The organism is Photobacterium kishitanii (assembly GCF_000613045.3).
Taxonomy (GTDB): domain Bacteria; phylum Pseudomonadota; class Gammaproteobacteria; order Enterobacterales; family Vibrionaceae; genus Photobacterium; species Photobacterium kishitanii.
The window spans coordinates 210,270-224,862 of sequence record NZ_LN794352.1 but is presented as its reverse complement, the minus strand read 5'-3'; the positions used below and the strand labels follow the sequence as shown (position 1 = coordinate 224,862).

At 43.7% G+C, this 14,593-nt stretch carries 16 protein-coding genes; 9 read left to right on the top strand and 7 right to left on the bottom strand.

Annotated elements, in window-relative coordinates; genetic code table 11:
* Positions 1-8 precede the first annotated feature (8 nt).
* The 5 genes from mutM to radC all read right to left on the bottom strand — a co-directional run bounded on the left by mutM (position 9) and on the right by radC (position 2,879).
* A complete protein-coding gene (gene mutM, locus PPBDW_RS01225; RefSeq protein WP_036789343.1) occupies positions 9-818 on the bottom strand; it encodes a bifunctional DNA-formamidopyrimidine glycosylase/DNA-(apurinic or apyrimidinic site) lyase in 810 nt (269 codons plus the stop codon).
* A gap of 22 nt (positions 819-840) precedes the next feature.
* Complete coding sequence (locus PPBDW_RS01220; RefSeq protein ID WP_036789341.1) at positions 841-1,338, bottom strand: hypothetical protein; 498 nt, start codon at positions 1,336-1,338, stop codon at positions 841-843.
* A 277-nt stretch (positions 1,339-1,615) separates the two neighbouring features.
* Positions 1,616-1,783, bottom strand: a complete 168-nt coding sequence (gene rpmG, locus PPBDW_RS01215) for a 50S ribosomal protein L33 (protein WP_005371942.1) — start codon at positions 1,781-1,783, stop codon at positions 1,616-1,618.
* Positions 1,784-1,796: 13 nt separating this feature from the next.
* Positions 1,797-2,033: a 50S ribosomal protein L28 gene (gene rpmB, locus PPBDW_RS01210; protein WP_036789338.1), complete on the bottom strand. Its 237-nt coding sequence runs from the start codon at positions 2,031-2,033 to the stop codon at positions 1,797-1,799.
* A 171-nt stretch (positions 2,034-2,204) separates the two neighbouring features.
* On the bottom strand, positions 2,205-2,879 hold the full coding sequence (radC, locus tag PPBDW_RS01205) for a RadC family protein (protein WP_036789337.1): 675 nt from the start codon (positions 2,877-2,879) through the stop codon (positions 2,205-2,207).
* Positions 2,880-3,116: 237 nt separating this feature from the next.
* Here radC and coaBC point away from each other — a divergent pair, with 237 nt between their 5' ends.
* The 3 genes from coaBC (at position 3,117) to slmA (ending at position 5,623) form a co-directional block, all read left to right on the top strand.
* Complete coding sequence (gene coaBC / locus PPBDW_RS01200; protein WP_036789335.1) at positions 3,117-4,331, top strand: bifunctional phosphopantothenoylcysteine decarboxylase/phosphopantothenate--cysteine ligase CoaBC; 1,215 nt, start codon at positions 3,117-3,119, stop codon at positions 4,329-4,331.
* A 9-nt stretch (positions 4,332-4,340) separates the two neighbouring features.
* The gene (dut, locus tag PPBDW_RS01195; protein ID WP_036789333.1) at positions 4,341-4,799 is read left to right on the top strand and encodes a dUTP diphosphatase; all 459 of its coding nucleotides are present in this window, start codon (positions 4,341-4,343) and stop codon (positions 4,797-4,799) included.
* Between the two features lie 233 nt (positions 4,800-5,032).
* Positions 5,033-5,623: a nucleoid occlusion factor SlmA gene (gene slmA, locus PPBDW_RS01190; protein WP_036789332.1), complete on the top strand. Its 591-nt coding sequence runs from the start codon at positions 5,033-5,035 to the stop codon at positions 5,621-5,623.
* Between the two features lie 94 nt (positions 5,624-5,717).
* On the opposite strand, the gene pyrE is transcribed toward slmA, so the two are convergent.
* Together pyrE and rph are read right to left on the bottom strand one after the other, a co-directional pair.
* A complete protein-coding gene (gene pyrE, locus PPBDW_RS01185) occupies positions 5,718-6,359 on the bottom strand; it encodes an orotate phosphoribosyltransferase (RefSeq protein WP_036789331.1) in 642 nt (213 codons plus the stop codon).
* A gap of 157 nt (positions 6,360-6,516) precedes the next feature.
* Positions 6,517-7,233, bottom strand: a complete 717-nt coding sequence (rph, locus tag PPBDW_RS01180) for a ribonuclease PH (RefSeq protein ID WP_036789329.1) — start codon at positions 7,231-7,233, stop codon at positions 6,517-6,519.
* A gap of 257 nt (positions 7,234-7,490) precedes the next feature.
* Here rph and PPBDW_RS01175 point away from each other — a divergent pair, with 257 nt between their 5' ends.
* From PPBDW_RS01175 to recG, 6 genes are all read left to right on the top strand, one after another.
* Entirely contained in the window at positions 7,491-8,354 is an 864-nt protein-coding gene (locus PPBDW_RS01175) for a YicC/YloC family endoribonuclease (protein ID WP_036789327.1), read from the top strand.
* A 211-nt stretch (positions 8,355-8,565) separates the two neighbouring features.
* Entirely contained in the window at positions 8,566-9,192 is a 627-nt protein-coding gene (gene gmk, locus PPBDW_RS01170) for a guanylate kinase (RefSeq protein ID WP_036789325.1), read from the top strand.
* 51 nt (positions 9,193-9,243) lie between these two features.
* On the top strand, positions 9,244-9,522 hold the full coding sequence (rpoZ, locus tag PPBDW_RS01165) for a DNA-directed RNA polymerase subunit omega (protein ID WP_036789323.1): 279 nt from the start codon (positions 9,244-9,246) through the stop codon (positions 9,520-9,522).
* A gap of 17 nt (positions 9,523-9,539) precedes the next feature.
* Positions 9,540-11,642: a bifunctional GTP diphosphokinase/guanosine-3',5'-bis pyrophosphate 3'-pyrophosphohydrolase gene (gene spoT / locus PPBDW_RS01160; protein ID WP_036789321.1), complete on the top strand. Its 2,103-nt coding sequence runs from the start codon at positions 9,540-9,542 to the stop codon at positions 11,640-11,642.
* Positions 11,643-11,766: 124 nt separating this feature from the next.
* On the top strand, positions 11,767-12,495 hold the full coding sequence (trmH, locus tag PPBDW_RS01155) for a tRNA (guanosine(18)-2'-O)-methyltransferase TrmH (RefSeq protein ID WP_036789319.1): 729 nt from the start codon (positions 11,767-11,769) through the stop codon (positions 12,493-12,495).
* A 2-nt stretch (positions 12,496-12,497) separates the two neighbouring features.
* Complete coding sequence (gene recG / locus PPBDW_RS01150) at positions 12,498-14,579, top strand: ATP-dependent DNA helicase RecG (RefSeq protein WP_036789317.1); 2,082 nt, start codon at positions 12,498-12,500, stop codon at positions 14,577-14,579.
* The last annotated feature ends 14 nt before the right edge of the window (positions 14,580-14,593 follow it).

Genomic DNA, 14,593 nt, shown 5'->3' with positions numbered 1-14,593 from the left:
CAACTCACTCAATGCTGACAATTAGCACAAAAAACTGTAGCTCGTTGACCAAGTTTAATTTCAATTAAAACTTCACCACAGCGAGGACATGGTTGACCGCCCTTGCCGTATACCTGTAATTCTTGCGCAAAATAGCCGGGTTTACCGTCAGCATTTTTAAAATCTTTTAATGTGGTGCCGCCTTGAGCAATCGCTTTTTTAAGCACCGCTTTAATTTCACTGACTAACAACTGTAATTTTTGGAACGAGACTTTTCCAGCGGGACATTGAGGATCAATACCAGCGGCAAATAACGATTCATTGGCATAAATATTACCCACACCAACCACAACATGATTATCCATAATCAGTAATTTAATCGCTTTACGTTTGCCCGTCGCTTTCGCCACTAAATAATCACTATTAAAATCGTCGCTAAGCGGCTCTGGACCCATTTTATCAAGCACACTATGGTTCTCACCAGCCTGTTGCCATAACCACGCTCCAAAGCGGCGAGGATCGTTATAACGTAAGATTTCACCACTGGCTAACACCACATCAACATGATCATGTTTTTCAACCACCGCACCTGCGGGTAAAATACGTAAACTACCAGACATACCAAGATGAACAATTGCGTAACCGATATCAGTTTCTAATAATAAATATTTTGCACGGCGAACAACGTTGCGAATCACCTGCCCTTCAATATTTTTAATCGCATCTGGAATTGGCCAGCGTAATCTTGAATTACGAATAACAATTTTAGTCACCGTTTGCCCGACGACATGTGGCGTGATCCCCATTCTAGTCACTTCAACTTCAGGTAATTCAGGCATTTTTATCTTACTCCAATAACGATTATAATTTTGCAACTAATGATGGAAATAAAAAATCACTCGCTACCGTCACGGCCAACCACTCTCCAGCACCATTATTAAACAACCAAAAATGAGATAATTGATAAACAGTGATCCGTTGCGGTTGAGAATGACCAACAAACCACGCCTCAACCGTGTTTGGAACAAGTAATTGGTTTTTTAATCCTAACAACTGCTGTTCAGTAACTTTTGTGCCCTTCAATGTTTGCCAACGAGCAATAAAAGTTGCGATATCAAACGCCACCGACGGTTGGCTATTCCATCCCGTTAGTGAGTGCTGAAAAGTCATCTTAGGTAACAACAACTGCTGAATCACACGATCAGGGGCGAATAATGGTATGACGGTCGACGACGGTGCTACTGACGTTGTTGTCGTTGCTAAACGAGCTCGAAGAAGCTCTGGTAGCTGTATCACAGCGATAAAAGCCAAAACCCCAATGATGATTACGTTATTCCATCCTCGTCGCGTTAACCGCATTCTCAGGCGCTCCTATGCGCATTTATTAATACTGATTAAGATAGCACTGCTACGATCAACAGCAATAGCCAATTACACCCTTGCGCAATGACAACCAATCACTTAACCAAGTTACAGAATATTTAGAAAGCAAAAAAGCAGGAAAGCAGGAAAGCAGGAAAGCAGGAAAGCAGGAAAGCAGGAAAGCAGGAAAGCAGGAAAGCAGGAAAATAATGCGGAATTTTGAATATAAAAAAACCCAGCTAGGCTGGGTTTTTATCAAAGAGTTAAAAATCAATTACTTGATTTTAGCTTCTTTGTAAAGCACGTGCTGGCGAACTACTGGATCAAATTTCTTGATCTCAAATTTGCCTGGCATGTTGCGCTTGTTCTTGTCGGTAGTGTAGAAGTGGCCTGTACCAGCTGATGATACTAGACGGATCTTCTCACGAATGCCTTTAGCCATTGTTCAAATTCCTCTAAACGTTCTCGCCGCGGACACGCATCTCTGCAAGAACGACATCAATGCCTTTCTTATCAATGATACGCATACCTTTAGCAGTAAGACGTAGTTTAACGAAGCGTTTTTCGCTTTCTACCCAGAAACGATGAGTTTGCAGGTTCGGCAGAAAACGACGCTTGGTGGCATTACGTGCATGTGAACGGTTGTTACCCGTTACAGGACGCTTACCAGTTACTTGGCATACTCGGGACATTACTGTCTTCTCCAAATCGTTTCGCTCGATATCTACCATGGAAATTTAATGTAAAATTCAATTTTACATATAACCACAGCTATCAAAGGTCGCGCATTATACTAAGTCAAAACCAGTTGCTCAAGTCCCGAGCAGATCCTTTCTCACTTTTTTTACCGAAAATTGTCTATTTTATAGCCAACCGCGCTCGGCAAAGGAAATAACATCCCCTTCACCGACAACAAAATGATCCAGAACACGAATACCCACTAAAGCCAGCGAATCACTGATCTTGCGGGTTATTCGATGGTCAGCTTGACTAGGTTCAGCAACGCCTGATGGGTGATTATGCGCTAAAATTAACGCCGCTGCATTAAGTTCTAACGATCTTTTTACAACTTCACGTGGATAAACGCTCGCACAATCAAGTGTTCCTTCAAATAATATCTCCCCGGTAATGACTCGGTGCTGATTGTCTAGGAATAGGATATAAAAGGCTTCGCGCTGTTTATGACGCAATTTTTTGACTAGATATTGACGAGTATTTTGTGGGTTTGTGAGCGCGCTATCTTTTTTTAAAATTTCTTCTAAATATCGCTCTCCCATGGCTAAAACAGCCTGTAAAAGTGCAAATTTTGCCGGACCTAAACCTTTTACCTGACAAAATGTTTCTTTATCTGCCCCAAGCAAGGCACGCAATGAACCAAATTCTTGTAATAAATACGTCGCCAGTTCCAACGCATTCATTCCTTTAATCCCAGTACGTAAAAAAATGGCTAATAATTCAGCATCAGTGAGTGCTTCACTACCATGAGAGAGTAACTTTTCTCGCGGACGCGATGCTAATGGCAATTGCTTAAGCGACATATTGTCTCCTTGTTTGTATACCACTAGCAAAACAGTCGTCACTTTTTACACAACCAACACGAGGTTATTTTTTGAAAACATCGACATTTTTTGTGTTTGAAATTGCTGTTTACAATAATAAAACCTCGACACGATCACTGATAAATGCCCTTAACATTCATTGCAGCCAATGACCGTTTATACGTTTGATGCTATCGTGTCAGCAAAATTTATTGGCTTCTAGACACAGGCAAAACCATGCAAACACTGGCAGGAAAAAAAATCCTTCTCGGCATTAGTGGCGGTATCGCTGCCTATAAATGCGCAGAACTTACTCGTCGTTTAATTGAACGCGGCGCACAAGTCCAAGTCGTAATGACCACAGCAGCACAAGAATTTATTACGCCATTAACCATGCAGGCTGTATCAGGCAATCCCGTTTCAAGTAGCCTATTAGACCCTTCTGCAGAAGCATCAATGGGTCATATTGAATTAGCTAAATGGGCAGATCTGGTTTTATTAGCCCCAGCAACGGCAGATTTAATTGCCCGTATCAGTGCAGGAATGGGGAATGATTTACTTACGACACTGTGTTTAGCTACTAATGCACCAATTGCCGTCGCGCCAGCAATGAATCAACAGATGTACCGCAATATTGCGACTCAAGAAAACCTTGCCACTCTACAACGTCGAGGATTCACCTTATGGGGACCGGCAAGCGGTGAGCAAGCATGTGGCGATGTTGGTCCAGGACGAATGCTGGAACCAATGCAGTTAGTCCACCATTGTGAAGATTTTTTTCAAACGCCAGATCTTAGTAATCTAAATATTATGGTCACCGCCGGACCTACCCGTGAGGCAATTGATCCTGTGCGCTATTTAAGTAATTACAGCTCAGGAAAAATGGGCTTTGCGATTGCAGCAGCGGCGGCTAAACGTGGCGCTAAGGTGACTTTAATCAGTGGTCCGGTTAATCTTGCCACTCCTGCAGGCGTGACCCGAATTGATATAAATAGTGCTATCGAAATGCAACAAGCAGCGTTAACTCACGCGGTAAAGAATCAGATATTTATCGCTTGTGCCGCAGTGGCTGATTTTCGTCCAGCACAAATCGCTGCACAAAAAATGAAAAAACAGCCCGGTAATGAAGAGATGGCAATTCAATTGGTAAAAAACCCTGATATTGTCGCCAATGTTGCGGCACTAACCAATAAGCGCCCATTCACGGTTGGCTTTGCTGCTGAAACTCAAAACGTAGAGCATTATGCACGTGGTAAACTCGCCGCTAAAAATCTTGACCTTATTTGTGCTAATGACGTCTCAGTACAAGGGCAAGGCTTTAATAGCGACACTAACGCACTGCATTTATACTGGCCTAATGGTGATAAAGCATTACCATTAACCACTAAAGCCGATCTTGGTCAGCAGTTAGTTACCGAAATTGTTGCCCTTTATCAACATGCCACGCACTAGAGCATTATTATGAATACTATCGATCTTAAAATTCTTGACCCCCGTGTTGGAACAGAGTTCCCATTACCCGCTTATGCAACCACAGGTTCGGCAGGGCTTGATTTACGTGCGTGTCTTGATCAAGCATTAACCGTTGCGCCGGGGGAAACTCATCTCATACCCACAGGGTTAGCAATTCATATTGGTGATCCTAATCTGGCAGCAACTATTTTACCGCGCTCAGGTCTTGGTCATAAACATGGGATTGTCTTAGGTAACCTTGTCGGTTTAATCGATTCAGATTATCAAGGACAATTGATGGTATCAGTATGGAACCGGGGCAATAGCACCTTTACTATCGAACCGGGTGATCGTATTGCCCAGTTAGTTTTCTTACCTGTGGTACAAGCGCAATTTAATATTGTGACTGATTTTGATAATGCTAGTCATCGTGGTGAAGGTGGTTTTGGCCACTCAGGTCGTCAATAAGTTTATTATTATTGATAAATACAGTTTATGCTTTTGGCGTATGAATTTATTTTGATGCTAAAATAGCCGATAACGATCAAACACAAAGCGCAACTATTAAGGGTTGCGCTTTTTTTACTGATAAACTGCATACATTTATCATCCAGCGCTTTTCACGACGCAATGGCATCGCTAAGATAAGCGGGTTTCATGCTGTCCATGGACAGTCTCATTTTGCAAAGGAACGATAATTCATGGCTGGCACCAAAAAAAGCAATCGCCGCGAAGAGATACTCCAGTGTCTTGCTCATATGTTGGAATCAAATCAAGGAAGCCAACGTATTACCACCAAAATGCTGGCGGCTAATGTTGGGGTCTCGGAAGCCGCACTCTATCGCCACTTCCCAAGTAAAGCACGGATGTTTGAAGGCCTGATTGAATTTATCGAAGATTCAATTACTACCCGTATTAACCGTATTCTTGATGATGAAAAAGATACCCTTACACGCCTGCGGATGGTGCTACAGCTCATTTTAATGTTTGGTGAACGTAATCCTGGTCTGAGTCGCATCATGACAGGTCATGCGCTAATGTTTGAACAAGATCGCTTACAGTCTCGCATTAATCAGTTATTTGAGCGTATCGAATCGCAATTACGTCAAATCCTTAAAGAGCGAAAATTGCGTGAAGGTAAAGGCTTTCCTGTTGATGAATCTATTTTAGCCGCGCAATTACTCGGTCAAGTTGAAGGCAGCTTAAGCCGTTATGTTCGCTCAAGCTTTAAATATAAGCCTACTGAAAACTTTGATGATTATTGGCAACTGCTTAGCGGTCAGTTAGGTTAACCACACCGATACCCAAAGCAGCATAAAAAAGACCCAAAAAAGCGAGTGTCAATTGACGCTCGCTTTTTATTATCACTTACTCATTAAACGACAATTACACGCCGTATTGAGCACGATACGCAGTTACAGCCACTAAATGTTGTTCCATATCGGCTTGCTCGCTTAAATAGGTCACAACATCACCTAGCGAGACAATTGAAATCACTGCACAACCAAAATCACGTTCAACTTCTTGAATTGCTGATAACTCACTTTGGCCTTTTTCTTGACGATCAATTGCCACTAATACGCCCGCTAAATCGGCACCGTTAGCTTTAATGATTTCCATTGACTCACGAATTGCCGTGCCAGCGGTGATCACATCATCAACCAACATGATGCGTCCTTCAAGTTCACTACCAACTAAGTTGCCACCCTCACCGTGATTTTTAGCTTCTTTACGGTTAAAGCAGTATGGCGTATCAATATCATGGTGATCAGCCAGTGCTACTGCGGTCGTGGTTGCAATAGGAATCCCTTTATATGCTGGGCCAAACAACACATCAAACTCAATCTTAGCGTCTACCAATGCAGCAGCATAAAAGCGGCCTAGACGCGCAAGATCGCGACCAGTATTAAATAATCCCGCGTTAAAGAAATACGGGCTGATACGGCCAGATTTCAATGTAAACTCACCAAATTTCAAAACGCCTTTCTCTAGGGCAAATTCGATGAACTGACGCTGATATGCTTTCATTGTGGCTCCTTAAACGACTATCGTGTTTTACAATGTTGAAATGGAAGCAACCTTTACCATAACGTCGGTAAAACTGTTGCTGCTGAAATTAATGATTATCCCTCTAACCAATAAATTTCAGATAAAAAAAAGCGGCTCCAATAGGAACCGCTAACAATTAATTTTCTAAAGCTTGTTTCTGCATCGAAATAATATCGGTTATACCGTCTTTCGCCAGCGCTAGCATTGCTAACAACTCTTCATGACTGAATGCCTCACCTTCGGCAGTACCTTGAATCTCAATCATCTTGCCGTCTTCGGTCATCACTACATTCATATCGGTTTCAGCGGCTGAATCTTCAAGATACTCGAGATCGCAAATTGGCTCGCCTTTATAGATACCAACAGATACTGCAGCAACCATGCCTTTAAGCGGGCTTTTCTTAATCATACCTTTTTCAAGCATATAATTAATCGCATCGACCAATGCCACCATTGCACCCGTGATAGACGCTGTACGTGTGCCGCCGTCGGCTTGAATAACATCACAGTCAACCGTGATCATTTGCTCACCAAGCACTTTCAAATCAACTGCTGCGCGTAAACTACGGGCAATCAGACGTTGAATTTCCATGGTACGGCCGCCTTGCTTACCACTGGCAGCTTCACGACGATTGCGAGTATGCGTTGCACGTGGCAACATGCCATATTCTGCAGTCACCCAACCTTGGCCTTTACCTTTAAGCCAACGCGGCACATTTTCTTCAACACTAGCAGTACAAATTACTTTGGTGTTGCCAAATTCAACCAATACTGAACCTTCAGCGTGGGCTGTATAGTTACGAGTAATAGTGATTGGACGTACCTGAGTGGCACTTCTTCCGCTTGGACGCATCGGGATTTCCCTTTGGCTGGATGATATTAACCGGCGATTATAACGACATCTCAATCCCAGTGCACGAGAAAACCTGCGTTTAAACGATAGATTCAACCTTGTTTTGCATTTACAGCAGTAGCCCACAATGCGTGATCTCGCATATAATGATAGAACTCGGTTACGACGCACCTCTATCGTTATTAAAAGACCAGACTTACCGTTGAATACGCTAAGTTTAGCCGTCGCAACCATCATAACAAAAGGGCCACAAGCCAATGATCCATAGTATGACTGCTTATGCCCGTCGCGAAATAAAAGGCGACTGGGGCACTGCTGTGTGGGAAATCCGCTCAGTAAACCAACGTTATCTTGAAACTTATATTCGTATGCCAGAGCAATTCCGTAGCCTTGAGCCGGTATTGCGTGAGCGTTTCCGTAAACGTCTAGCACGCGGTAAAGTCGAATGTAATCTTCGCTATGAAGCTAACATTGCTGGCAATACTGAATTAACCATCAATGAAGCATTAGCAAAACAAGTCATTCATGCAGCACGCTGGGTAACAGAAACTGCCGGTGAAGGTAATATTGGTCCATTCCAAGTGCTTAACTGGCCTGGCGTAATGGAAGCACCCGAACAAGATTTAGATGTGATAAATAAAGATCTATTAACTGGCTTTGAGCTGGCAATGGATGATTTTATTGCGGCACGTGCTAGCGAAGGCGACAACATGAAACAGTTGATCGACCAGCGTTTAGCGGCAATTTCAACAGAAGCCATCAAAGTACGTACCCTAATGCCACAAATTATGGTTTGGCAACGTGAGCGCATCATGTCACGTCTTGATGAAGCAAAAGTTGATCTTGATAACAACCGTCTTGAGCAAGAGCTGATCATGTTGGCACAAAAAAGTGATGTTGCCGAAGAACTTGATCGCCTAGATTCTCATGTAAAAGAAACCAATAAGATTCTAGCTAAAGGTGGCGCATGTGGTCGTCGTCTTGATTTTATGATGCAAGAATTTAACCGTGAATCAAATACATTAGCATCAAAATCAATCAATACTGAAGTCACTGCATCAGCGGTTGAACTGAAAGTATTAATTGAACAAATGCGTGAACAGATTCAAAACATCGAGTAAATAATCTTTACTTAATCTTTCCAAGGTGACGTTATTCACCTTGGAAAATTGTTTGCAAATTTAACCTTATTATGAAATATCATCAAAGCCAACTAGGCTTAAGTTATATTGACTCCGTAAAAAAGATGAATTTTCAAGCAATCAGCTAATTTCAATTATGCGCAGATCGTGATAATCTTCGCGCCCTTCTATCACTGAGTGAAAATAGGCAATGAGCAAAGGTACTCTATACATCGTGTCGGCCCCAAGTGGTGCTGGTAAATCAAGTTTGATTAATGCCCTTCTTGAAACTAACCCGACCTATGACATGAAAGTATCCGTGTCCCATACGACTCGTGGCATGCGCCCGGGCGAGGAAAACGGCGTTCATTACAATTTCGTTAGCGTGGAAGAATTTACCGACTTGGTAGAACAAGGTGCATTCCTTGAGCATGCCGAAGTGTTTAGCAATTACTATGGTACTTCTCGTCCTTGGATTGAGCAGCAATTGAATAAAGGCATTGATGTCTTTTTAGATATCGATTGGCAAGGTGCGCGTCAAATTCGCAAACTGATGCCAGCCGCCAAAAGCTTATTTATCCTACCTCCGTCAAAAGAGGAACTGGAGCGTCGACTTAATACCCGTGGTCAAGACAGCGAAGCCGTTATTGCCCGTCGTATGGAAGAAGCACGTTCAGAGATCTCACACTATAACGAATACGATTATGTAATCGTTAATGACGATTTTGATGTCGCATTAATTGACTTTAAAGCAATTATTCGCGCAGAACGATTGAAGCAAGACAAGCAAACTGCTAAATATAGAAGCATGTTGACTGCGCTACTAGCAGATCAGTAAGTTATTTTGTACAATTTTCTATTCCTAATTTAATAACCACTGGAGTCCTCCATGGCACGCGTAACCGTTCAAGACGCTGTTGATAAAATTGGCAACCGTTTCGATCTGATCCAAATTGCTGCTCGCCGCGCACGTCAAATGCAAACCGGCGGTAAGGATCCATTGGTTCCTGAAGAAAACGACAAATACACAGTAATTGCACTTCGTGAAATCGAAGAAGGCCTAATTACTAAAGATATCCTAGATGCTCGTGAGCGTCAGGAACTGCAAGAGCAAGAAGCAGCTGAATTAGCTGCGGTAAGTGCTATTGCTGGCGACCATCACCGTTAATCAGGGAACCAGGCGAATTGTATCTTTTTGATAGCCTGAAAGAAGTCGCAACCAAGTACCTGTCGGAGCCTCAAATTGAGGTGCTTCGGCAGGCTTATCTTGTTGCTCGCGACGCCCATGAAGGCCAAACTCGTTCAACAGGCGAGCCTTATATAATCCATCCAGTTGCGGTTGCCCGTATTCTGGCAGAAATGCGTCTTGATATTGAAACACTGATGGCAGCACTGCTGCATGATGTGATTGAAGATACCGAGGTCACTAAAGAGGATTTAGCCTGCCGTTTTGGCGATACAGTTGCCGAATTGGTTGATGGCGTCTCTAAACTTGATAAACTGAAATTCCGCGATCGCAAAGAAGCCCAAGCCGAGAATTTCCGTAAAATGATCATGGCCATGGCGCACGATATTCGCGTTATCCTGATTAAACTTGCCGATCGTACTCACAACATGCGCACGTTAGGTGCTTTACGCCCTGATAAACGTCGCCGCATTGCGCGTGAAACCCTTGAAATATTCTCTCCGCTTGCCCACCGTCTTGGTATTCATAACATCAAATCTGAACTTGAAGAGCTTGGTTTTGAAGCGTTATATCCCAACCGCTACCGCGTCCTAAAACAAGTCGTCGCAGCAGCCCGTGGCAATCGCAAAGAAATGATTAATAAAATTCACGCTGAAATTGAGGGTCGCCTTAATGATGCGGGAATAACAGCAGAAGTATCTGGTCGCGAAAAGAATTTATACTCCATCTATAACAAGATGAAGAACAAAGAACAACGCTTCCATTCGATCATGGATATCTACGCTTTTCGCGTATTAGTTAATGATCTTGATACTTGCTACCGCGTATTGGGTCAGGTACATAACCTGTATAAACCCCGCCCAAGCCGTATGAAAGATTATATCGCTATTCCAAAAGCCAATGGCTATCAGTCGCTACATACTTCCCTAGTTGGCCCTCACGGGGTGCCTGTCGAAGTACAAATTCGCACTGAAGACATGGATCAAATGGCAGATAAAGGTGTCGCAGCCCATTGGACTTACAAAGACGGTGAAACCCCAGGGACCACCGCCCAAGTTAAAGCTCAACGTTGGATGCAAAGCCTATTAGAACTTCAACAAAGTGCCGGTAGCTCATTTGAGTTTATCGAAAACGTTAAATCTGATCTTTTCCCTGATGAAATTTACGTTTTCACCCCTAAAGGTCGTATTGTTGAACTGCCCGTTGGCGCTACCGCGGTTGATTTTGCCTATGCCGTTCATACGGATATCGGTAATACTTGTGTCGGTTCTCGTGTCGATCGCCAGCCTTACCCATTAAGTAAGCCACTGAAAAATGGACAAACTATCGACATTATCAGCGCCCCAGGTGCTCGACCTAATGCCGCATGGCTTAACTATGTAGTCACTTCACGCGCCCGTACTAAAATTCGTCAAGTATTAAAAACCATGCGCCGTGATGAATCGATTACCCTTGGCCGTCGGTTACTGAATCATGCCTTAGGCAGTGTCAGTATGCAGACCATCGCTGCCGAAAACATCGCTAAAGTACTCAGTGATCTTAAACTTGAAACCGTCGATGATTTACTGACGGAAATTGGTTTGGGTGAACTAATGAGTGTAGTTATTGCACGTCGATTATTAGGTAGCACTGACGAACTAACGACTAAAAACGGTGATCGCCGCTTACCGATTCAAGGTGCTGATGGTATTTTGCTAACCTTTGCTAATTGCTGTCATCCGATTCATGGTGATCCGATTGTGGCTCATGTCAGTCCGGGCAAAGGCTTAGTTATTCACCGTGAGGAATGTGCCAATATTCGTGGTTACCGTAAGGAGCCCGATAAGTACATGGCGGTTGAATGGAGTGAAGACATTGAGCAAGAGTTTGTGACTAATCTCAAAGTCGACATGCAAAATCACCAAGGCGCATTAGCTGATTTAACCAACACTATTGCTGCGACAGGCTCTAATATTCAAGGTTTAGCGACCGAAGAAAAAGATGGCCGTCTGTATACTATTACCGTACGCCTGACCACCAAGAGCCGTGTGCACTTGGCCAATATCATGCGTCGTATTCGTATCATGCCAGATGTAGTGCGGGTTGCTCGCCAGAAAAATTAACACTATTCGCTTAATGTAGTGCTAATAATCTTAATAAAACGCCCGCTTGCGGGCGTTTTGTGTATTTGGCTGCCAATCCATATTATTATGGGGTTATTCTTATTATCGCAAATAGCATAACAGTATGACTCCTGATCGCTTTCAACGTATTCATCAAGTATTAGCCACCCGCCAGCCCGATCTCACCGTCTGTATGGAAGAAGTTCACAAACCGAATAATGTCTCCGCTATTATTCGTACCGCAGATGCAGTTGGTGTCCATAAAGTGCATGCGGTGTGGCCCAAAGAGGCGATGAAAGTACTGAGTCATACTTCAGCTGGTGCCCGTAACTGGGTCGAACTTGAGACTCACGACACCATGGTTGAGGCTATCAGTGCCCTAAAAGCGCAAGGCATGCAGGTACTCGCAACTAATTTATCAGCCTCTGCGGTTGATTTTCGTGAGGTCGATTACACCAAACCAACGGCAATTATTCTCGGTGGTGAAAAAAATGGTATCACCGCTGAAGCATTAGCGCTCGCAGATCAAGATATCATTATTCCAATGGTTGGCATGGTGCAATCTCTCAATGTTTCTGTCGCCAGTGCATTAATTCTCTACGAAGCCCAACGCCAACGTCAAAATGCAGGTATGTATGATCGCACCACGACCTTACTTGATGATACTGTGGTAAATCGAATTCTATTTGAACGTGGGCATCCGGTATTAGCCAATGTAGCTAAACAAAAAAATTTACCGTACCCGCAATTAGATGATCAAGGCCAGATTGTTGCCGACGAGCAATGGTGGGCAGCGATGCAAGCTAAAAAAATCAAACGCCCTGTCGCGACTAGCGTAATTAACAAGGACTAACCATGAGCGGACAACTCCTCAACACTATCGCCCTCACTGAACTTGCCGGTGTTGGCGCCAAAATGGCAGAAAAATTGCATAAAATTGGACTTAATAACGTTCAAGATGTGCTGTTTCATTTGCCACTTCGTTATGAGGATCGCACCCGCATTTGGCCAATTAATCGCGTTGCTCCTGGTCAATTTCTAACGGTTCAAGGTGAAGTCAGCCATTGCAGCATTCAATTTGGCAAACGCAAAATGCTGACGGTAAAAATTGGTGATACCACCGGCTCAGTTACGCTGAAGTTTTTTAACTTTAATGCTGCCATGAAAAATAATTTCAGTAACGGCAAACAAGTAAAAGCCTATGGAGAGATCAAAGGCAGCCAATTTGGATTAGAAATTATTCATCCCGATTACCGCATTTTTTCTGAACCAACTGAACTTAGCGTTGAAGAAACACTGACCCCGGTTTACCCCACCACTGATGGTTTACGCCAAGCAACATTGCGTAATTTGACCGATCAGGCCTTAAACTTACTTGAAAAATCAGCCGTTACTGAGTTACTACCAACAGGGCTCTATGATCAACAAATGACCCTCGCGCAAGCCTTGCAAGTTATGCACCGTCCGACAGCCGATATTTCATTAGAACAATTTGACGCCGGTAAACATCCAGCCCAAAAACGCCTCATTTTAGAAGAATTATTAGCCCAAAATTTATCAATGCTGGCGCTACGCAGTAAAGGTCAACAGCACCAAAGTTGGTCATTAGCTCCCCAAGATAGTCTCAAGCTGCAACTCCTCGCAAGCTTACCGTTTACCCCTACTGGTGCTCAGCAACGGGTGGTAGCTGATATTGAAGCCGATCTTGCTAAATCGCAGCCTATGATGCGTTTAGTACAAGGGGATGTTGGCTCAGGTAAAACCTTAGTGGCAGCGCTTGCCGCCTTACGTGCAATTGAGCATGGTTATCAAGTGGCATTAATGGCACCTACAGAATTACTGGCGGAACAACATGCGCTTAACTTTGCTCAGTGGCTCAACCCAATGGGCATTGAGGTCGGCTGGATGGCAGGGAAACTTAAAGGTAAAGCGCGCGAAAAAGAACTGATCCGGATTGCTAATGGTGATGCCAAAATGGTGGTAGGCACTCATGCCTTGTTTCAAGACCAGGTGGTATTTAATAACCTTGCCCTGATTATTATCGACGAACAACACCGTTTTGGTGTTCATCAACGGCTTGATCTACGTGAAAAAGGGGCTGCTAGTGGCTATTATCCACATCAGTTAGTGATGACCGCAACCCCGATTCCTCGCACCTTAGCCATGACAGCTTATGCTGATATGGATACTTCAGTGATCGATGAACTACCACCAGGTCGAACACCCATTCAAACCGTTGCGCTACCTGATAGCCGTCGCCCACAAATTATTGAACGCATTCGTGCAGCATGTCAGCAAGAAGGTCGCCAAACCTATTGGGTATGTACACTGATTGATGAGTCAGAAGTGCTTGAAGCACAAGCTGCATCAGATACAGCTGATGAGTTAACGCGCTTATTACCAGAGCTTAGCGTTGGTTTAGTTCATGGCCGCATGAAGCCCAAAGAGAAACAAGCCATTATGGCAAGCTTCAAAGCCGGTGAAATTGACTTACTGGTAGCAACCACAGTAATTGAAGTCGGGGTTGATGTCCCCAATGCCAGTTTAATGGTGATTGAAAACCCAGAGCGGCTTGGATTGGCTCAATTACACCAGTTACGGGGTCGAGTCGGTCGTGGCGAAATCGCTAGTCATTGTGTATTGCTCTATCATGCGCCGCTAACTAAAACCGCCCAGAAACGCTTAGCGGTATTACGTGAAAGCAGCGATGGTTTTGTGATAGCCCAGCGGGATCTTGAGATTCGAGGTCCAGGTGAATTACTGGGTACTAAGCAAACCGGTATTGCTGATTTTAAAGTTGCTGATTTAATTCGCGATCAATACTTAATTCCTCAAGTCCAAAAATTAGCCCGTTATATTCACGATCAATATCCAGATAACGCAACCGCTATTATCGATCGCTGGATAGGCCAACGAGAAAATTACTCTAACGCCTAACTCTGGTTTGATTA